Source organism: Oceaniglobus ichthyenteri (genome assembly GCF_003057885.1).
GTDB classification, from domain to species: Bacteria; Pseudomonadota; Alphaproteobacteria; order Rhodobacterales; family Rhodobacteraceae; genus Oceaniglobus; species Oceaniglobus ichthyenteri.
The window spans coordinates 25,132-42,040 of the sequence record NZ_QAGK01000009.1 but is presented as its reverse complement, the minus strand read 5'-3'; the positions used below and the strand labels follow the sequence as shown (position 1 = coordinate 42,040).

Here is a 16,909-nt window from a genome sequence, read left to right as displayed (position 1 = left end):
AACAAATCGTGGCTTTACTGGCGCGACTCTAACGCGGAATATCGAAATCAGGCGGCGCCAGGGTGAACCCATCAAAGGTGAAGCCCGGCGAGACGGTACAACCCACCAAGGCCCAGCCGTTGATCGCACGGGCGGCCTGCCAATGGTACTTTGGCACGATGATCTGGGGGTGTTGCCCCGCGTTAAAATCAGGCCCCAGCATCAGGTCACTGACCGGCCCGGTTTCGGTTTCACTAATGCTTAACTCTACGGGCGCGCCGGTATAGAAATGCCAGATTTCAGTGGCGTCAACCTTGTGCCAATGGCTTGCCTCGCCCTGTTTCAACAGGAAATAAATACAGGTGCCCGTGGCGCGCGGCGTTTCGTCACTGGCCCACGTCTGGCGATACCAGCCGCCTTCGGGATGGGGCTGCAATTGCAATCGTGCGATGATGTCGTCGGCGGTTTCGTTCATGGAAGGGCCTGTTCGATCTGTTGTATCATCTTGGGGCCAAGCGGCCCTTGGGGTGATCCAAAGGTGGCCAAAACCGCCCCGTCCGGTCCGATCAGCACCTTGTTGAAATTCCATCGTGGCACAAACCCGACCTGCTCCGCCAGCCAGGCATAAAACGGGTGTGCATCTGATCCGCGCACGTGTGTGATATCGGTCATTGGCAGGGTCAGGTTGTAATTGACCTCACAAAATTCCTTTACCTCTGCGGCGCTGTCCAGTTCCTGTGCGAAATCGTCAGAGGGCACCGCAAGGACAACCAGACCACGGTCGCGGTAGGTTTCCCACAATGTCTGCAGGGCGCTATATTGCCGGGTAAACGCGCATTGTGATGCCGTGTTCACCACCAACACCGCCTGTCCGCGGTAATCAGCCAGCGACAGTGTGCCGCCGTCGATATTGACGAAGGGCGCGTCGCGCGATGGGCTGGCGGCCAAACCGGGGGCGGCAACCAGCGTCAGGGTAATGGCAAGGATTTTCAACACGATATTGGCTTTCTTCGGGTCGGGACTATACCACATTCCTAAAGAAAGAGTTTCAAATCGCCGTGCGTCAAGGGGCGGTCGGGCGATAGCTGTCTTGGGTTACGGCCAGAATGGTGGTTCCCACCACTGTGCCCGCCGCCTTTATCGGCAATTTCACCGCTGCGCAGCCTGAAAGGCCAACCGCAAGGATCAGCACCGTCAACAGCTGCGCAAGGGTTGATTTTGGCATTATTCGTTGTCTTTGTCGCTGCCGACAACTTTTTTGGCAACATATTTGGTGCCGCCGTACACGTCTTTGGCCGCACCAACAGCCGTGTTGCAGGCTGACAGGCCCAAAACAGATATCATGAGGATCACAACAGTGTTTTTCATCATGGCGACCTTTCCGTCATTCATGCCGACACTTGGTCGGATTGAATGGCATATAGGGCGCGTTATGGGCGTGGCAAAGGGGAGGCCGATGGTTGGCCCCCCCTGTGATAGATTTAGCGCAGGATCGATTTGCCGGCGTACACAGCCGTTTCGCCCAGAATTTCCTCGATGCGAATCAATTGGTTATACTTGGCCAACCGGTCAGACCGGGCAAGTGATCCGGTTTTGATCTGACCGCAATTGGTGGCCACGGCCAGATCGGCGATGGTTGCGTCTTCGGTTTCGCCGCTGCGGTGGCTCATCACATTGGTGAACCGGGCGCGATGGGCCATTTCCACCGCGCGCAGGGTTTCGGACAATGTGCCTATCTGATTGACCTTCACCAACATCGAATTGGCGCAGCCCCGCGAAATGCCTTCGGCCAGACGCTCGGGGTTGGTGACGAACAGATCGTCGCCGACCAGTTGCACCTTGTCGCCCAATTCATCGGTCAGCATTTTCCAGCCGTCCCAATCATCTTCGGACATGCCGTCTTCGATGCTGAAAATCGGATAGTCGGCACAGAGTTTCGCCAGATAGGCGACGTTTTCTTCCGACGAAAGCGAGGCATTTTCGCCCTTCATCTCATATTTACCATTGCGGTAATATTCTGTGGCGGCGCAATCCATTGCCAACATCATATCGTCACCGGGGGTATATCCGGCCTTTTCGATTGATTTCAGAATGAAATCCAACGCGTCGCGTGTGCTGCTGATGTTGGGGGCAAAACCGCCCTCATCGCCGATACCGGTGGAAAGGCCGGCGGTTGTCAGCTCTTTTTTCAGGGTGTGAAATACCTCGGCCCCCATGCGCACCGCATCGCGGATGTTGGTGGCGCTGACCGGCATGATCATGAATTCCTGAATATCGATCGGATTGTCGGCATGTTCGCCGCCATTGATGATATTCATCATCGGCACCGGCAGGGTGCGCGCGCTGGTGCCGCCGACATAGCGGAACAAGGGTTGCGCGCTGTAATCCGCCGCCGCCTTGGCCGCGGCCAGTGACACGCCCAAAATGGCGTTTGCGCCAAGACGGGCCTTGTTGGGGGTGCCATCCATTTCGATCATGGTGGCATCGATTGCCTCTTGCTCCATGACATCAAAACCAACCAGACCTTCGGCCAATTCGCCGTTCACGGCCGCCACGGCCTCAAGCACGCCCTTGCCCATATAGCGCGACGTGTCGCCATCGCGTTTTTCAACGGCTTCGTGCGCCCCGGTCGAGGCCCCGGATGGCACGGCAGCGCGCCCCATTGTGCCGTCTTCCAGAATGACATCCACCTCAACGGTGGGGTTGCCCCGACTGTCCAGAATTTCGCGACCGATAATGTCGATGATCGTGCTCATGAAGAGGCTCCGTTATAATTTGTTTTTTCAAGGTATAGCAGCGCGCGGCGCAAGTGCAACGCAGCCCTGCGTTCAGGTATGTTTCAGACGGCGTTCACGATACAGGGTATAAAGGCCGGCCGCCGCAACCAGCAATGCGCCAAACACAATCGCCGGGGTCAGGGCATCGCCAAACACAACCGCACCCAACGCAAAGGCAAAGATCAGCCGCGAATATCGAAACGGGGCAATCACCGCCATGCTGCCCAACCTCAGCGATAGTGTCAGCGCGAAATAGGCCATCGAGGCAAAACAGACCATGGCAAACAGAATCGCCATAACCGGCGCGGCAGGCACAACCGCACCGCCGGAAAACATCAGCAGGATAAACCCCGTGGGAATGAGGGATACAAAACCATAGGTCGCCAGAACCAGATTGGGCACATGGTTGGGCACAAACCGCGTGACAAGATCGCGCGAAGATAAGCCGACCACCGCCAGCAGGCTGACCAGGGCACCCCAATTCATCCCTTCGGCCCCCGGTTGCAACATGATCAAAACGCCGCAAAACCCAACCAGAACCGCGCCCCAGCGCCGCCATCCCACCGGCTCGCGCAGGACCACGGCAGCGCCCAGCGTCACGGCCAGCGGTGCGGCCTGCATCACCGCCGACACTTCGGATAATGTGGTCAGCGACAGGGCAACGACAAAGCCAATGGTGCCCACCACTTCGGCAAGCATCCGAAACAGGATAGACCAATGCCAGAAATCCGGCCCGATCAGACGGTGCCCCTTGCGCATCGACAGAATGGAAAAGACGACCGTGCCGCCAAAACCCAACGTGGCGATGATCTGCCCCGTGGGCAGATAACCGGTGGCGATTTTGACAAACATGTCCGAAAAGGCAAACCCGGCCATTGAACCGACCATCAGAAGGATTGCGCGCATCGGGGTTTCTTGAATGTCGATCATCCCCGATGACTAGGCCAAGGGCAGGGGGGATGCCAGAGTCAAAGTGTCAGGCGGCCCACCATCATTTTGCGTGCCCGTCCTGAAATATGGATCGCGCGGGTCAACCCGCCTTCCAACTCGACCTCGGCCTGTATATGGCTGGGGCGGCCCATGTCCTGACCTTGGGTGATCAACAGGGTCAGCGGCGCCGATTCAAGTTGTGACAGGAACGCGGCCAGGGCGGCGGCGGCGCTGCCGGTGGCGGGGTCTTCGGGGATGTTGTCAAGCGGGGCAAACATCCGCGCCGAAACCGCCGCGCCGTCGCGCACATAGGCATAGATCGCAAAATCAAGCTGTGATGGATACTGCGCCGCACCGGCGCGAAAGGCGTCGCTCACGGGCTGTACGCTGTTTAGAGCGGCAAGATCGCTTAGTTCGGCCAATACAAACGGCAGGCCCACACCGGCCAGTACCGGCATATGCCGGTCGGTGCGGATTGCGCCGGGTGCCACGCCCAGACAGGCGGCAACATCGGCCAGATCCGGGTGCGCGTCGATGGTAAGGGGCTGTGTGGCGGTGAACCGCGCCAATCCCTTTGTGATCGAACAGGCAATTGGCCCCACGCCCAGTTCCAGAACCATATCAGCCGCCCGGCCCAGATCGTGCAACGCAAGGGCGGTGCCGATGATCGGATGCCCGGCAAACGGAATCTCCATCGTTGGGGTGAAAATCCGCACCTTTGCGGTATGGGTCGGATCAACGGGGGGATACACAAATGTGGTTTCGGAAAAGTTGAATTCACGCGCAATTTTTTGCAACTGCGCCTCGGGCACGGCTGGCCCATCGGTCACGACCGCCAAGGGATTGCCGCCAAAGGGCGTGTCGGTGAACACGTCATAAACCAGAAAATCGACCATTGCCCACCGCTCCTTTGCCGGTCCCTTAACAGGTGTGTCGCGCGATCAAAGCGTATAAAGCGGCGTTTTGCCTTGGGCGATATGCACGGCATTCACCTCGGCCTTGTCAAGGTTCAGATGCTCGGCCAAGGCGTTCAGAAACTGCGCCTCGTCGCGGTTATCGGGGGTGATGGCCAGCACCGCAGCGGTATAGATTTCCAACCCCATTCCATTTGGCACATCGCGCGCCAACGCCTGTGCATCGACAGGTGCGTTCAGGGCGGTTTCAACAAACGCCTGATCCTCGGGGTCGCTGTCGCCCAAGACCTCCCACAGGGTGCGGCGCTCTTTTTCGTCGATTTCGCCATCGGCCTTGGCGGCCATGATCATCGCGCGAATAACCAGGCCCGCTTCGGTTTCTTCGGGCACTTGCGGGGTGGCGGTGGTATCGAGCAATCCGCGCAGTTTATCGGCCCCCTCCGGGTTGGTCGAACCGGCCCCGGCCAAACCGCCCAGCAGACCGCCAATGCCGCCCGCACCCGATGATCCGCCCGACAGGCCCAGCTGGCCCAACACGTTGCTTAACCCGCCGCCACTGCCCGCCTGATTCAACAGGCCACCGATGCCCTGACCCGACTGTTTCTGTTCGGCCAGTTTGCGTTTGACCCCGTCCATGCCACCGGCCTGCGTGTACATCTGCGCGCCTTTTGCCGCCACAAATGCGATGGCAAGTTTGGTCATCATGTTCTTCAGGCCCATGGCGTGATCCTTTTGGTTGTTTGTACCAAGATAAACCGGATCGCGCCGTTTGCTAGGGCATGGCGTGGTGCAGGGCTGAATTTTTCACGCATTTCGGGGCGACAGGGCGCTGGCGATCTTGCGGTAACGATGTGAGGAAATCTGGAGCGGGTGAAGGGAATCGAACCCTCGTCACTTGCTTGGGAAGCAAAAGCTCTACCATTGAGCTACACCCGCCTTGGCGCGTTGATAGACAACTCTGCCCGGGCCTTCAAGGTGATACCGACGGGGAAGAGGGTAGCGATATTTTAACCAGATGCAGGTTTAACTGGGCCTCATATGATGCACAAAGGGGGCGACAGGCTGCAGGCACCAAGAGGAACGTATGAAAACAGTTGTGATCACCGGCGCGACACGGGGTTTGGGTTTGGAATTTGCCCGACAATACCGCGCTGATGGCTGGCATGTGATCGGCACGGCGCGCGATCCGGATGCCGCCGATGCGTTGCGCGCCACAGGTGCGGATATCCTGCCGTTGGATGTGGGCGATCCGGCCAGCATTTCGGCGTTGGGGGCGGCAATGGCAGGGCGCGCGATTGATCTGTTGATCAACAATGCCGGTGTCATGGGCGATCCGGCTGGCACGGCCTTGTCGGCGGACCCTGTGGAATGGGCAAATGTCTTTGCGATCAATACCCTGGGGCCTGCATTGGTCACCCGCGCGCTTTTGCCCAATCTGAAACTGGCCGACACGCCCATTGGTGTGACGCTGGGCAGTCAGGCCGGTATTCTGGCTAAAATCAGTGGCCCGGTGCGCGCGCCCTATTGCGCGAGCAAGGCTGCCGCGCATGCCGTGACCATTTCACTAGGCCATGAATTGGCGGGGCAGGGCGTATTGTATTTCGCCCTGCGCCCGGGGTGGGTGCGCACCGATATGACAGATGGTGCGGGGCATCTTGACCCGGCCGAAAGTGTCGCACAGATGCGCAGCGCGATCGCCCTGGCCGTGCCCGATTGGGCCGGGTTGTTCATTGATCGCACCGGGCGCATTTACCCGTTCGTTGATACATTCAAGGATTAATAGGTCGCGCGCCCGCCTGACAAATCAAACGCCGCACCGGTGGTAAAGCTGTTTTCGGCGCTGCACAGCCACGCCACCATCGCCGCTGCCTCGCTCAGTTCCAGAAAACGACCACGGGGGATTTTTGACAGCATGTAATCGATATGTTCCTGTGCCATCTGGTCGAAAATCCGGGTGCGCGCGGCGGCGGGGGTTACGCAATTGACCGCGATATCGTGGGCCGCCAATTCCTTGCCCAGGGATTTGGTCAGGCCGATCACCCCGGCCTTTGAGGCGGAATAGGCGCTGGCATTCGGGTTGCCTTCCTTGCCGGCAATTGATGCGATATTGACGATGCGCCCGTAATTTTGCGCCATCATCTGTGACACCACCACCTTGTTCACCATGAAGGTGCCGTTCAGGTTGATATCAACGATGCGGGCAAATTCGGCCACGTCATATTCGGCCACAGGCGCGTTTGATCCCGCGATCCCGGCCGAGTTGACCAGAATATCAATCCGATCGAACGTTGTGATTGTTGTGTCATAGGCTGCCTGTACGCTGGCCCAATCGCTGACGTCACAGGATACGGCGATGGCGCCATTCCCCAGTTGCGCGGCGGTTTCTTCGGCCAGGGTCTTATCCATGTCCCACAGCGCGACACGGGCACCGCCCTTTGCCAAAACTTCGGCCACGGCACCGCCGATGCCTTGGGCGCCGCCGGTGACGACGGCAGTGCGGTTGGAAAAATCATTGGCCATGGTGCTCTCCTGAATGTCTGATCCGGCAATGAACCGGATTTTGATTGGCAAAGTCCAGAGGGCATCGCCGGGAAATAACCTGCGGCGTCAGAAAATCCCGACGCGGCACCTACGGTCAGCCGAGCCTGCGCAACAACTCCAGCGACGGATCGCCGGTGACGGGTAAACCGTTGCGGGCCTGATACGCCTGAATTGCGGCGCGGCTGTTTGGCCCGATCACGCCATCGCTGCCTTGGGTGTCAAAACCGGCGGCGGTCAGACGCCGCTGCAACGCGATACGATCATCCTTGCGCAGCCCGTACTGATCGGGCGGAAACGGACCGGTGATCGGCGGGCCACCCACGATCCGGTCTGACAGATGGCCAACGCCAATCGCGTAACTGTCGGAATTGTTATAGCGTTTGATCGCATCGAAATTGCGCCCGACAATAAAGGTCGGCCCGCCTGCTTCGGGCTGTAACCGGCGGCCGCCGGGCACATTGGCGCCGGGTGATCCGACCACGCCGCCCCAGGGTTGGCCCCGCTGCCAGCCGGATTTCGCCAGATAGGCGGCGGTGCTGGCCAGACTGTCGGTCGGATCGTCCGACCAGATATCGCGCCGCCCGTCACCGGTGAAATCCACCGCGAACAATTCATAGGATGTGGGGATGAACTGCGTGTGGCCCATGGCGCCCGCCCAACTGCCCACCAGATTTTCAGGGGTCGTGTCCCCGTTTTGCAGGATTTTCAGCGCCGCGATCAATTGTTTTTCAAAAAACGCACCGCGCCGCCCCTCATAGGCAAGAGTAGATGTGGACGACACAATCGGGATATTGCCGCGCCGTTCCCCGAAAAAGCTTTCAAGGCCCCAGATCGCGGCCACGACATTGCCCTCAACCCCATATTTCGCCTCAATCCGGGCCAGGGTTGCACGCTGTGCGGCATAATTGGCGCGGCCTTTGGCAACCCGTTCGTCCGAGGCGGCGATGGAAAGATAATCTTCAAGGCTGCGCTTGAATTCTGTCTGGTTGCGGTCGCGTTCAATCACGCCGGGGATAAATCCGGCACCGCGAAACGCGCGGTCGATGACGCCGGGCGATATGCCTTGACCGGCGGCGCGCCCTTTGAACCCGGCGACCCAGGCATCCCAACCCGCATTGGGCGCGGTGGGAAGCGTGGTGTCGGGGCGGGCGGGGGTGCTGGCAAATCTTGCCGCCCCGCTGCAGCCCGAAAGAAGCACGGCAAGCGTGCCAAGGGTGAATGTTCGTCTGGTTGCCTGCATGATGCCCACCTGCGTTTTCGCTGTTTTGCAAAACCATAGCGGATGCGCGGTGGCGGCGCAAAGGGGCGTCGGCGGGGTTTCGCAAGGTGCGGGAAATATTTCAGCTGAGTCTGAATGCATCGGGGGGCCATCTGGCCCCCCGGTGTGATCTTTCATCTGGCCCCGATGTGACGGGGGCGTTTTACTTTTCCATCTTGTGGCCGGAATGATCCATGCCCTTCGTATCGGTCGGGCGTGGTTCGACGTCAAAAACCACATCGATTTCACCAGCATTCTCAAACACCAGGGTAAGTGGGATTTCCTCGCCAACTTCGAACGGATCACCGCCCAGACCCATGAACATCACATGGTATCCGCCGGGCTGAAACGTCACGGTTTCACCGGCGGGCAGCGCGATGAATTCTTGTTTCATCATCCGTGCCACACCATCGGTCATTTCCGTGGTGTGAATTTCAATGCGGGGGAAATCACCGCGCACTTCCAGCAGCTTGTCAGCGGTATCGCCCGCGTTGGTGACGGTCATGAATCCCCCGGCAGTCTGGGCCACGGCAGTGGTTTCAAACGCCATCGGATGGGAAATGGTCAGATCGCCAAGGGTGTAATCATGGGCATATGCAGGAGCGGTAAGGCAGAGGGTGGCCAAAACGGCGGAAAACATCGGTTTCATAGGTGTGTCTTTCTGACTGTGTGTTGATTTGGATCGGGTTCAGATCACACAGACAGGGGGCGCGCGCGGCGTATGGGCGCGCCGGGGCGCGGCGGGCAGGGCCGATTGGGCGTGGGTTGGCGCACAGAATTGCCGCGCCACGACATTTGGCAGCGCAAAGGTGTCAGGGCTGCTGGGCGTCAAGGCCGAATCGATCAGGCGACATGCCTCGCATATAGGCAACAGATGGTGGTGATCGCCGCCCTCATGGTCGTTGCAGATATCGCCAAGGGTGCCACCTGCGATCAGGAATGTGATCTTTGACAGGTCATCGGTGCTGGGCGGGGCGCGATGGGCCAAGGCCGACGTTGCCAGCGCCAGGGCCAAAAGCCCCGCCAGCCACATCCGCCCGATCGTTTTCATCGCCATTCCCGTCATATCGTGAACCTACGCCGCCCCAAAACCACGCGCAAGCGATACCGCGTCGCAGATGTTGCAATACCCGCGCGCGCGCCCTATCACGCCGCCCCATGACAGATCGCAAACACCCCAGCGGCGCACCGTGGCGCAATTTTTATGGCCGGTTCAAGGGCAAGACCCTGCGCCCCAATCAACACCTGTATCTGGCCGAAGATCTGGCGCCCCTGTCGCCCGGCCCGGTGGGGTGGGATGTAAACCCCGACCGCACGCCGTTGGATATGGATACCCTGACCGAGGGGCGCCCCCTGTGGTTGGAAATCGGCTTTGGTGGGGGTGAACATCTGGTGCATCAGGCCACGGCCAACCCCGATGTGACGTTTCTGGGATGTGAGCCGTTTGAGAATGGCGTCGCCATGTGTCTGGGAAAACTGCGCGCGGCGGCGGTTGAGAATGTAAAAATCCATCCTGGCGATGTGCGGGATGTGTTTGATGTATTGCCCGAGGCCAGCGTGGCGCGCGCCTTTTTGCTGTACCCCGATCCGTGGCCGAAAAAACGCCACCATCGCCGCCGGTTCGTGACGCCCGACCATTTGCAACCTCTGGCACGGGTGCTGCAGCCGGGTGCGATTTTTCGCGTTGCCACCGATATTCCCGACTATGTGCGCCAAACCTTGCAAGAGGTGCCGCGCGCCGGGTTTGAATGGCTGGCCGAGGGGCCAGACGATTGGCGCGCCCCGTGGGATGACTGGATTTCCACCCGTTACGAGCAAAAGGCGCTGCGCGAAGGGCGGGTGCCGCATTACCTGACATTTCGGCGTCTTTCAGCCTAAAATCGGGCTTGGAAAATCGCAACTTTGTAGATCGGGGTCAGCAGGTTATCGATGAATCATACTTCACATGATTCACCCGCATCCCGGATCTCCCCAATGCGCCATTTGCCCTTCATCCTGTTTGTGTTCCTGTTGCTGCCTTTGGCGGCGCTGATCTGACACCCATGTCGTTTAAGCCTTGCACCCCTGACAAGCGGGGGTAGTATCCGCGCGATTTCGTGATGGAGAGGGACGGCATGTCAGGCCACGGCGCAGCACAACCCATGACTTCGGCCCCTTGCGGGCCATTGACCGGCACCGCGGATGTGCCGGGGGACAAGTCGATTTCGCACCGCTCGTTCATTCTGGGCGCGCTTTGCGTTGGTGAAACCCGCATTACCGGCCTGTTGGAAGGCCAGGATGTGTTGGACACCGGCCGCGCGATGCAGGCGTTTGGCGCCCAAGTGATACAGCACGGCGCGGGCGATTGGTCTGTGCACGGTGTCGGTGTTGGCGGCTTTGGCGAGCCTGAAAACATCATTGATTGCGGCAATTCGGGCACCGGCGTGCGGTTGATCATGGGGGCCATGGCCACCACGCCGATCACTGCCACCTTTACCGGCGATGCGTCACTGAACGGCCGGCCCATGGGGCGGGTGACCGACCCGATGGCGTTGTTCGGCGCGCAGGCGTTTGGGCGGGCAGGCGGGCGTTTGCCGATGACGATTGTTGGCGCGCGCGATGCGGTGGGCGTGGAATATACCGTGCCGATGCCATCGGCGCAGGTGAAATCGGCGGTATTGCTGGCCGCCCTGAATGCGCGCGGCGAAACCCGCGTGATCGAACGTGAGGCGACGCGCGATCACACCGAACGGATGCTGGCCGGCTTTGGTGCCGATATCGCGGTCGAGGACACCGGCAAAGACCGGGTAATCACATTGCAAGGCCAGCCCGATTTGCAACCCCAAACCATCGCCGTGCCGCGCGACCCCAGTTCGGCGGCGTTTCCCGTGTGTGCCGCGCTGATTGTTGAAGGGTCGGATGTATTGGTGCCGGGCATCGGGTTGAACCCCACCCGCGCCGGTCTGTTCACCACCCTGCGCGAAATGGGCGCCGATCTGACCTATGAGAACGAGCGTGTCGAGGGCGGCGAACCTGTTGCCGATCTGCGCGCGCGGTTTTCGCCCGATATGAAAGGCATCGCCGTACCACCGGCCCGTGCGGCCAGCATGATTGATGAATACCCGATCCTGTCAATCGTCGCCGCCTTTGCCGAAGGGGTGACCGATATGCAGGGCGTGAAAGAACTGCGGGTAAAGGAATCAGACCGGATTGATGCCATGGCCAAGGGCCTGCGCGCCGCCGGCGTTACCGTGGATGAGGGCGAAGATTGGTGGAAAATCACCGGCATGGGCCCCAAGGGCGTTCCGGGCGGTGCCACGGCCGAGGCACGGTTGGATCACCGCATTGCCATGTCGTTTCTGATTTTGGGCATGGGGGCACAGCAGGCCATGGCGGTTGACGATGCGGGCCCGATTGCCACATCGTTTCCGATTTTTCAGGGGTTGATGGGCGCGCTGGGCGCAGATTTGCGCCCCCTCGACGGATGAGCACAGGAAGCTGTCTGTGTGGTGCGGTCAGCTATCTTGTCAGGGGGCCGTTGTTTCCGGTGGTGGCGTGCCATTGCACCCAATGCCGCAAATCCAGCGGTCATTTCGCGGCCCTTACGTCGGCCGCGCGCGAATTGGTTTTGATCAGCGGCGAGGTAACGTGGTATCCATCCTCCGAGATCGCCAACCGTGGATTTTGCGCCACCTGCGGCAGCAGCCTGTTTTGGGATGGGCCGGGGCCGGATCTTTCGATTCATGCCGGGACGTTAGATGACAGCGAGGATGCCGAATTGATCGGGCATATTTTTTGCGCCGAAAAGGGCGCGTATTATGAGATTACCGACGATCTTCCGTGTCTGGAATACAACGAGGCAGAGTAGGCGGGCAAACGTTCTGGGCTTGTCACGGGCGGTGTGGGGTTTTACCACGGCAGGTCTAACATCGGAGAGAACATGGCATTCACAGTGGCAATCGACGGGCCGGCCGCCAGCGGAAAAGGCACGGTATCGCGCCAGGTTGCGGCGCATTTTGGCTTTGCGCATCTGGACACCGGCCTGTTGTATCGCGCCGTAGGGCGGCAAATGCTGGCCGGGGCCGACCCTATTGAGGCAGCGCGCACCCTTTCGCCGCGCGATCTGGAGCGCGACGATCTGCGCGACAGTGATGCCGCCCAGGCCGCCAGCCGTGTTGCCGTGATTCCCGAAGTGCGCGCCGCTTTGCTGACGTTTCAACGGGCCTTTGCGCGGCGTGCGGGTGGCGCGGTGCTGGATGGCCGCGATATCGGCACGGTGATCTGCCCCGACGCCGAGGCGAAACTGTTCATCACCGCCAGCGATGACATTCGCGCCCAAAGACGTTTTGCCGAACTGAGCGAAAGTGGCGCGATCACATCGTTTGACGCGGTGCTGGCCGATTTGCGCCAACGCGACACCCGCGATCAGGCCCGCGCCACCGCGCCGCTGAAACCGGCCGATGACGCGATCCTGATCGACACCTCACAAATGAGCATTGACGAAGCCGTGGCCCAGGCCGTGAAAATCATCACCCAACGGGGTGGCAAAAGGGCCGACGGCGGCGCGCCCGATCGCCAATGACCATCCGATTGGGCGCGTGCCCTTGTCAATGCGGGCAGGTTGGACTATACGCGCAACCGTCGAAGGGGCGGTAACAGCCCCGGGCGGAGGATATGCAGGGTCGGATCACACCGGCCCTTTGTTTTTCGTTTTGACCAAGCAACCCCAAAGACCGTCGGAGACAACCGTTCGGCCAGTATAATGACCACAAAGGACCTGTACGCCACATGAGCGCATCCACCACCATGGAGGAATTCGAAGCCCTCCTGAACGAAAGCTTCGAAATTGACACACCCGACGAAGGGTCTGTCGTCAAAGGCAAGGTTATCGCGATCGAAGCGGGCCAGGCCATCATCGACGTCGGCTATAAAATGGAAGGCCGCGTTGATCTGAAAGAATTTGCAGAACCCGGCGAAGCCCCCAATGTACACGTGGGCGACGAAGTCGAAGTGTTCTTGCGCCAGGTTGAAAACGCCAAGGGCGAAGCGGTCATTTCCCGCGAAATGGCGCGGCGCGAAGAAGCCTGGGATCGTCTTGAAAAAGCCTATGCCGACGAAGAGCGTGTCGAAGGCGCGATCTTTGGCCGGGTCAAAGGTGGTTTCACTGTCGATCTGGGCGGCGCGGTTGCGTTCCTGCCCGGTTCGCAGGTTGATGTGCGCCCGGTGCGCGATGCCGGCCCGTTGATGGGTCTGAAACAGCCGTTCCAGATTTTGAAAATGGACCGTCGCCGTGGCAACATCGTTGTATCGCGCCGTGCGATTCTGGAAGAATCCCGTGCCGAACAGCGCGCCGAAGTCATCGGCAATCTGACCGAAGGTCAGGCCGTGGACGGTGTGGTGAAAAACATCACCGAATATGGTGCGTTTGTGGATCTGGGCGGCGTCGACGGTCTGTTGCACGTCACCGACATGGCCTGGCGCCGTGTGAACCATCCTTCGGAAATCTTGGCCATCGGCGAAACCGTCAAGGTTCAGGTGATCAAGATCAACAAGGAAACCCACCGTATTTCCTTGGGCATGAAGCAGTTGCAAGCCGATCCTTGGGATTCGGTCGAGGCGAAATTCCCGCTGGAATCGACCCACACGGGCCGCGTGACCAACATCACCGATTACGGTGCATTTGTTGAGCTTGAGCCAGGCGTTGAAGGTCTGGTTCACGTTTCGGAAATGTCTTGGACCAAGAAGAACGTGCATCCCGGCAAGATCGTTTCGACCAGCCAAGAAGTCGAAGTGATGGTGTTGGAAATCGATTCGGCCAAGCGCCGGGTGTCGCTGGGTCTGAAACAGACCATGCGCAACCCATGGGAAGTGTTCGCCGAGAACAACCCCGAGGGCACACAAGTCGAAGGCGATGTGAAAAACATCACCGAATTCGGTTTGTTCATCGGTCTGGACAACGACATCGACGGCATGGTGCACCTGTCCGACATCAGCTGGGATCAGCGCGGCGAAGAAGCCATTCAGAACTTCCAAAAAGGTGATCTGGTTCAGGCCATCGTCACCGAAGTGGATGTCGAGAAAGAGCGGATTTCACTGTCGATCAAGGCGTTGGACGATTCGTTCACCGGTGCGACCGAAGGCGTCAAGCGCGGCTCGATCATCACTGTCACCGTGACCTCCATCGAAGATGGCGGCGTCGAAGTGGAATATGAAGGCGCGAAATCCTTCATCCGCCGCAGCGACCTGTCGCGTGACCGTGCCGAACAGCGCCCCGAGCGTTTTGGCGTGGGCGACAAGATCGATGTGCGCGTTACCAACGTTGATCAGAAAACCCGCCGTTTGGGTCTGTCGATCAAGGCACGCGAGATCGCCGAAGAAAAAGAAGCCGTTGAGCAGTATGGCTCGTCCGACTCCGGTGCGTCCTTGGGCGATATCCTGGGTGCGGCGCTCAAGGGCGACGACTAAACACTGGCGGCCCTATCCGGCCTGCATACACAGCCCCCCGCAGCATCCGCCGCGGGGGGTTTTTCATTCTAATTCGGGTGCGATCCAGAATTCCGGTTTACGTGAACGCCGAATCGGGCTGTAATCAGGTTGCAAAGATCGCACAAAGTGATGAAAAATTGGGCGAAATTCGGCTGGAAATGAAATTTGGTCTGGGAATTGGATGATTTCGTAATGTGTTTTGGTCGCCAAGGGGGGTACGATGTGTTTCCTGTGGCGCGAATTTCTTCTATGGTTTCAATACAAGTGCGGCCTGAACCGGGCATTTCGTCACAGCACAGGGGGACGTGTGCATGATTCGATCAGAACTGATCCAGAAAATCGCGGATGAGAACCCTCATCTGTACCAGCGCGACGTTGAGCGTATTGTGAACACCATTTTCGAAGAAATCATATCGGCCATGGCAAAAGGCGACCGTGTCGAACTGCGCGGTTTCGGGGCCTTTTCAGTCAAGAAGCGGGATGCCAGAGTGGGGCGAAACCCCCGCACCGGAGAATCGGTGCATGTCGAGGAAAAGCACGTGCCATTTTTCAAAACCGGCAAGCTGCTTCGCGACAGGCTGAACGAGGAATAATATCAATGCGCTATATACGTTATGCGTTTCTGCTCATCTTGGCGGTGTGCCTGGTGGTTGTGGCCCTGGCCAATCGAAAGGCCGTGACATTGCAACTGCTGCCTGTCGAAATGTCAGGTTTCATGGGCTGGTCATGGGCCGTTACCTTGCCTCTTTTCATCGTGATTTTTGCGGCGATAATCGGCGGCGTGCTGATCGGATTTGTCTGGGAATGGCTGCGCGAACACAAACACCGCGCCGAGGCCGTGCGCCAGCGTCGCGAGAAAGAGAAACTGCAGCGTGAAATGTCGCAGATGTCCGGCCCCAGCCCGCGCAAGGGCGATGATGTGCTGGCGCTTCTGGATTCGCCCAGCCCGTCGCGGTAACCCATGGGCAACACACGGGTAAAGATCTGCGGGCTGACCCGGCCCGCCGACATTTTGGCGGCACGCGATGCGGCCTATGTGGGGTTTGTGTTTTTCGCCAAATCCCCGCGCCACCTGTCCGTTGCACAGGCGGCCGCCTTGGCCATTGATGTACCGGTGGGGCAATGCAAGGTGGCGCTGACGGTCAATGCCGATGATGCCGCGCTTGATGCGCTGCTGCAGGCTGTTCCCATTGATATGTTGCAACTGCACGGGCGCGAAAGCCCCGAACGCGTGGCCGAGATACGCGCGCGCTATGGCCTGCCGGTGATGAAGGCAGTGGGCATTGCCGATGCTGATGATCTCAAGCCTTTGGCCGAATATGGCCGTGTGGCCGACCAACTTCTGGTTGATGCCAAGCCGCTGAAAGATGCCGATTTGCCGGGGGGCAATGGCCTGACCTTTGATTGGCGGTTGCTGGCAGGGCGCCGATGGCCGGTGCCATGGATGTTGGCCGGTGGATTGACCCCGGAAAATGTGGCCGAGGCGGTGCGCCTGACGGGCGCGCGGCAGGTTGATGTGTCGTCGGGGGTTGAGGCAAAGCCGGGGCTGAAGGACGCGGGCAGGATTGGCGAATTTATCGCAGCGGCGGGATGAACGTGATTTGGCAGCGCGCCACCCGGACCGACATTCCGGCGATCGTGGCTCTGTTGCGCGACGATGCCTTGGGCGCGGGGCGCGAAACCGATGATCTGGCCCGCTACATCGCGGCCTTCGAGGCGATGCAGGCCGAAGGCGACAACACTTTGATCGTGGGGAAATGCGACGGCGCGGTGATCGCCACGTATCAGATCACGTTCATCAGCGGCCTGTCCCTGCGCGCAACGCGCCGCGCCCAGATTGAATCTGTGCGTGTCTCCAGCACGATGCGCGGGCGTGGGGTGGGGGCGGCCCTGATGGCTGATGCTGAATCCCGGGCGCGGGCGGCTGGCTGTGGTCTGATCCAACTGACCACCAATGCGACCAGAACCCGCGCCCACGCCTTTTACACGCAGCTTGGCTTTACGCCCTCGCACATAGGCTTTAAACGCGAACTGAGGTAGCAGGA

At 59.7% G+C, this 16,909-nt stretch carries 22 protein-coding genes and 1 tRNA gene; 10 read left to right on the top strand and 13 right to left on the bottom strand.

Annotated features, from left to right (window positions below; translation table 11 throughout):
- Nucleotides 1-28 precede the first annotated feature (28 nt).
- From C8265_RS13735 to C8265_RS13700, 9 genes are all read right to left on the bottom strand, one after another.
- Nucleotides 29-454 (bottom strand): cupin domain-containing protein, encoded by a 426-nt coding sequence (locus tag C8265_RS13735; protein WP_108484595.1) that lies wholly within the window; start codon nucleotides 452-454, stop codon nucleotides 29-31.
- Complete coding sequence (locus C8265_RS13730) at nucleotides 451-975, bottom strand: glutathione peroxidase (protein ID WP_240611087.1); 525 nt, start codon at nucleotides 973-975, stop codon at nucleotides 451-453. The genes C8265_RS13735 and C8265_RS13730 overlap by 4 nt, the downstream gene beginning before the upstream one ends.
- 67 nt (nucleotides 976-1,042) lie before the next feature.
- On the bottom strand, nucleotides 1,043-1,204 hold the full coding sequence (locus C8265_RS19530) for a hypothetical protein (protein WP_164512336.1): 162 nt from the start codon (nucleotides 1,202-1,204) through the stop codon (nucleotides 1,043-1,045).
- Complete coding sequence (locus C8265_RS13725) at nucleotides 1,204-1,347, bottom strand: entericidin (RefSeq protein ID WP_108484689.1); 144 nt, start codon at nucleotides 1,345-1,347, stop codon at nucleotides 1,204-1,206. Before C8265_RS13725 ends, C8265_RS19530 begins: the two co-directional genes overlap by 1 nt.
- Before the next feature lie 113 nt (nucleotides 1,348-1,460).
- Nucleotides 1,461-2,735 carry a phosphopyruvate hydratase gene (eno, locus tag C8265_RS13720; protein ID WP_108484593.1) on the bottom strand — a complete coding sequence of 425 codons (1,275 nt, stop codon included), beginning with the start codon at nucleotides 2,733-2,735 and terminating at the stop codon, nucleotides 1,461-1,463.
- A 72-nt stretch (nucleotides 2,736-2,807) separates the two neighbouring features.
- Nucleotides 2,808-3,662 carry a DMT family transporter gene (locus C8265_RS13715; RefSeq protein ID WP_164512335.1) on the bottom strand — a complete coding sequence of 285 codons (855 nt, stop codon included), beginning with the start codon at nucleotides 3,660-3,662 and terminating at the stop codon, nucleotides 2,808-2,810.
- Between the two features lie 62 nt (nucleotides 3,663-3,724).
- The gene (locus C8265_RS13710; RefSeq protein ID WP_108484591.1) at nucleotides 3,725-4,582 is read right to left on the bottom strand and encodes a PhzF family phenazine biosynthesis protein; all 858 of its coding nucleotides are present in this window, start codon (nucleotides 4,580-4,582) and stop codon (nucleotides 3,725-3,727) included.
- A gap of 45 nt (nucleotides 4,583-4,627) precedes the next feature.
- On the bottom strand, nucleotides 4,628-5,320 hold the full coding sequence (locus tag C8265_RS13705) for a DUF533 domain-containing protein (protein WP_108484590.1): 693 nt from the start codon (nucleotides 5,318-5,320) through the stop codon (nucleotides 4,628-4,630).
- Nucleotides 5,321-5,462: 142 nt separating this feature from the next.
- A tRNA-Gly gene (locus C8265_RS13700) sits at nucleotides 5,463-5,536 on the bottom strand.
- 148 nt (nucleotides 5,537-5,684) lie between these two features.
- Between C8265_RS13700 and C8265_RS13695 the strand changes: the two genes are divergently transcribed.
- Complete coding sequence (locus C8265_RS13695) at nucleotides 5,685-6,380, top strand: SDR family oxidoreductase (protein ID WP_108484589.1); 696 nt, start codon at nucleotides 5,685-5,687, stop codon at nucleotides 6,378-6,380.
- Here C8265_RS13695 and C8265_RS13690 read toward each other — a convergent pair.
- The 4 genes from C8265_RS13690 to C8265_RS13675 all read right to left on the bottom strand — a co-directional run bounded on the left by C8265_RS13690 (nucleotide 6,377) and on the right by C8265_RS13675 (nucleotide 9,450).
- Nucleotides 6,377-7,120, bottom strand: a complete 744-nt coding sequence (locus C8265_RS13690) for an SDR family NAD(P)-dependent oxidoreductase (RefSeq protein WP_108484688.1) — start codon at nucleotides 7,118-7,120, stop codon at nucleotides 6,377-6,379. The genes C8265_RS13695 and C8265_RS13690 overlap by 4 nt on opposite strands.
- A 115-nt stretch (nucleotides 7,121-7,235) precedes the next feature.
- On the bottom strand, nucleotides 7,236-8,381 hold the full coding sequence (locus C8265_RS13685; protein ID WP_108484687.1) for a lytic murein transglycosylase: 1,146 nt from the start codon (nucleotides 8,379-8,381) through the stop codon (nucleotides 7,236-7,238).
- 181 nt (nucleotides 8,382-8,562) lie between these two features.
- Complete coding sequence (locus tag C8265_RS13680) at nucleotides 8,563-9,048, bottom strand: copper chaperone PCu(A)C (RefSeq protein ID WP_108484588.1); 486 nt, start codon at nucleotides 9,046-9,048, stop codon at nucleotides 8,563-8,565.
- Nucleotides 9,049-9,087: 39 nt separating this feature from the next.
- On the bottom strand, nucleotides 9,088-9,450 hold the full coding sequence (locus tag C8265_RS13675; RefSeq protein WP_126623177.1) for a hypothetical protein: 363 nt from the start codon (nucleotides 9,448-9,450) through the stop codon (nucleotides 9,088-9,090).
- A gap of 107 nt (nucleotides 9,451-9,557) precedes the next feature.
- Between C8265_RS13675 and trmB the strand changes: the two genes are divergently transcribed.
- From trmB to C8265_RS13630, 9 genes are all read left to right on the top strand, one after another.
- Nucleotides 9,558-10,277, top strand: a complete 720-nt coding sequence (trmB, locus tag C8265_RS13670; protein ID WP_108484586.1) for a tRNA (guanosine(46)-N7)-methyltransferase TrmB — start codon at nucleotides 9,558-9,560, stop codon at nucleotides 10,275-10,277.
- A 236-nt stretch (nucleotides 10,278-10,513) separates the two neighbouring features.
- On the top strand, nucleotides 10,514-11,866 hold the full coding sequence (gene aroA, locus C8265_RS13665; protein ID WP_108484686.1) for a 3-phosphoshikimate 1-carboxyvinyltransferase: 1,353 nt from the start codon (nucleotides 10,514-10,516) through the stop codon (nucleotides 11,864-11,866).
- The gene (locus tag C8265_RS13660; protein WP_108484585.1) at nucleotides 11,863-12,246 is read left to right on the top strand and encodes a GFA family protein; all 384 of its coding nucleotides are present in this window, start codon (nucleotides 11,863-11,865) and stop codon (nucleotides 12,244-12,246) included. The genes aroA and C8265_RS13660 overlap by 4 nt, the downstream gene beginning before the upstream one ends.
- Before the next feature lie 72 nt (nucleotides 12,247-12,318).
- A complete protein-coding gene (locus C8265_RS13655; protein ID WP_108484584.1) occupies nucleotides 12,319-12,960 on the top strand; it encodes a (d)CMP kinase in 642 nt (213 codons plus the stop codon).
- A gap of 206 nt (nucleotides 12,961-13,166) precedes the next feature.
- Entirely contained in the window at nucleotides 13,167-14,843 is a 1,677-nt protein-coding gene (gene rpsA / locus C8265_RS13650) for a 30S ribosomal protein S1 (RefSeq protein ID WP_108484583.1), read from the top strand.
- Nucleotides 14,844-15,175: 332 nt separating this feature from the next.
- Nucleotides 15,176-15,457 (top strand): integration host factor subunit beta, encoded by a 282-nt coding sequence (gene ihfB / locus C8265_RS13645; RefSeq protein WP_108484582.1) that lies wholly within the window; start codon nucleotides 15,176-15,178, stop codon nucleotides 15,455-15,457.
- A 5-nt stretch (nucleotides 15,458-15,462) separates the two neighbouring features.
- Nucleotides 15,463-15,822 (top strand): LapA family protein, encoded by a 360-nt coding sequence (locus C8265_RS13640; RefSeq protein ID WP_108484581.1) that lies wholly within the window; start codon nucleotides 15,463-15,465, stop codon nucleotides 15,820-15,822.
- A gap of 3 nt (nucleotides 15,823-15,825) precedes the next feature.
- Nucleotides 15,826-16,458, top strand: a complete 633-nt coding sequence (locus C8265_RS13635) for a phosphoribosylanthranilate isomerase (protein WP_108484580.1) — start codon at nucleotides 15,826-15,828, stop codon at nucleotides 16,456-16,458.
- Nucleotides 16,455-16,904: a GNAT family N-acetyltransferase gene (locus C8265_RS13630; RefSeq protein ID WP_108484579.1), complete on the top strand. Its 450-nt coding sequence runs from the start codon at nucleotides 16,455-16,457 to the stop codon at nucleotides 16,902-16,904. The genes C8265_RS13635 and C8265_RS13630 overlap by 4 nt, the downstream gene beginning before the upstream one ends.
- The last annotated feature ends 5 nt before the right edge of the window (nucleotides 16,905-16,909 follow it).

Excerpts from the sequence above, each read along its gene's own strand:
- C8265_RS19530 (WP_164512336.1), bottom strand. The coding sequence starts at position 1,204 with ATGCCAAAATCAACCCTTGCGCAGCTGTTGACGGTGCTGATCCTTGCG.
- trmB (WP_108484586.1), top strand. The coding sequence starts at position 9,558 with ATGACAGATCGCAAACACCCCAGCGGCGCACCGTGGCGCAATTTTTAT.
- C8265_RS13640 (WP_108484581.1), top strand. The coding sequence starts at position 15,463 with ATGCGCTATATACGTTATGCGTTTCTGCTCATCTTGGCGGTGTGCCTG.
- C8265_RS13660 (WP_108484585.1), top strand. The coding sequence starts at position 11,863 with ATGAGCACAGGAAGCTGTCTGTGTGGTGCGGTCAGCTATCTTGTCAGG.
- aroA (WP_108484686.1), top strand. The coding sequence starts at position 10,514 with ATGTCAGGCCACGGCGCAGCACAACCCATGACTTCGGCCCCTTGCGGG.
- C8265_RS13655 (WP_108484584.1), top strand. The coding sequence starts at position 12,319 with ATGGCATTCACAGTGGCAATCGACGGGCCGGCCGCCAGCGGAAAAGGC.
- C8265_RS13675 (WP_126623177.1), bottom strand. The coding sequence starts at position 9,450 with ATGAAAACGATCGGGCGGATGTGGCTGGCGGGGCTTTTGGCCCTGGCG.
- rpsA (WP_108484583.1), top strand. The coding sequence starts at position 13,167 with ATGAGCGCATCCACCACCATGGAGGAATTCGAAGCCCTCCTGAACGAA.
- C8265_RS13695 (WP_108484589.1), top strand. The coding sequence starts at position 5,685 with ATGAAAACAGTTGTGATCACCGGCGCGACACGGGGTTTGGGTTTGGAA.
- C8265_RS13725 (WP_108484689.1), bottom strand. The coding sequence starts at position 1,347 with ATGAAAAACACTGTTGTGATCCTCATGATATCTGTTTTGGGCCTGTCA.
- C8265_RS13690 (WP_108484688.1), bottom strand. The coding sequence starts at position 7,120 with ATGGCCAATGATTTTTCCAACCGCACTGCCGTCGTCACCGGCGGCGCC.
- C8265_RS13680 (WP_108484588.1), bottom strand. The coding sequence starts at position 9,048 with ATGAAACCGATGTTTTCCGCCGTTTTGGCCACCCTCTGCCTTACCGCT.
- ihfB (WP_108484582.1), top strand. The coding sequence starts at position 15,176 with ATGATTCGATCAGAACTGATCCAGAAAATCGCGGATGAGAACCCTCAT.
- C8265_RS13715 (WP_164512335.1), bottom strand. The coding sequence starts at position 3,662 with ATGCGCGCAATCCTTCTGATGGTCGGTTCAATGGCCGGGTTTGCCTTT.
- C8265_RS13710 (WP_108484591.1), bottom strand. The coding sequence starts at position 4,582 with ATGGTCGATTTTCTGGTTTATGACGTGTTCACCGACACGCCCTTTGGC.
- C8265_RS13630 (WP_108484579.1), top strand. The coding sequence starts at position 16,455 with ATGAACGTGATTTGGCAGCGCGCCACCCGGACCGACATTCCGGCGATC.
- C8265_RS13705 (WP_108484590.1), bottom strand. The coding sequence starts at position 5,320 with ATGGGCCTGAAGAACATGATGACCAAACTTGCCATCGCATTTGTGGCG.
- C8265_RS13735 (WP_108484595.1), bottom strand. The coding sequence starts at position 454 with ATGAACGAAACCGCCGACGACATCATCGCACGATTGCAATTGCAGCCC.
- eno (WP_108484593.1), bottom strand. The coding sequence starts at position 2,735 with ATGAGCACGATCATCGACATTATCGGTCGCGAAATTCTGGACAGTCGG.
- C8265_RS13635 (WP_108484580.1), top strand. The coding sequence starts at position 15,826 with ATGGGCAACACACGGGTAAAGATCTGCGGGCTGACCCGGCCCGCCGAC.
- C8265_RS13685 (WP_108484687.1), bottom strand. The coding sequence starts at position 8,381 with ATGCAGGCAACCAGACGAACATTCACCCTTGGCACGCTTGCCGTGCTT.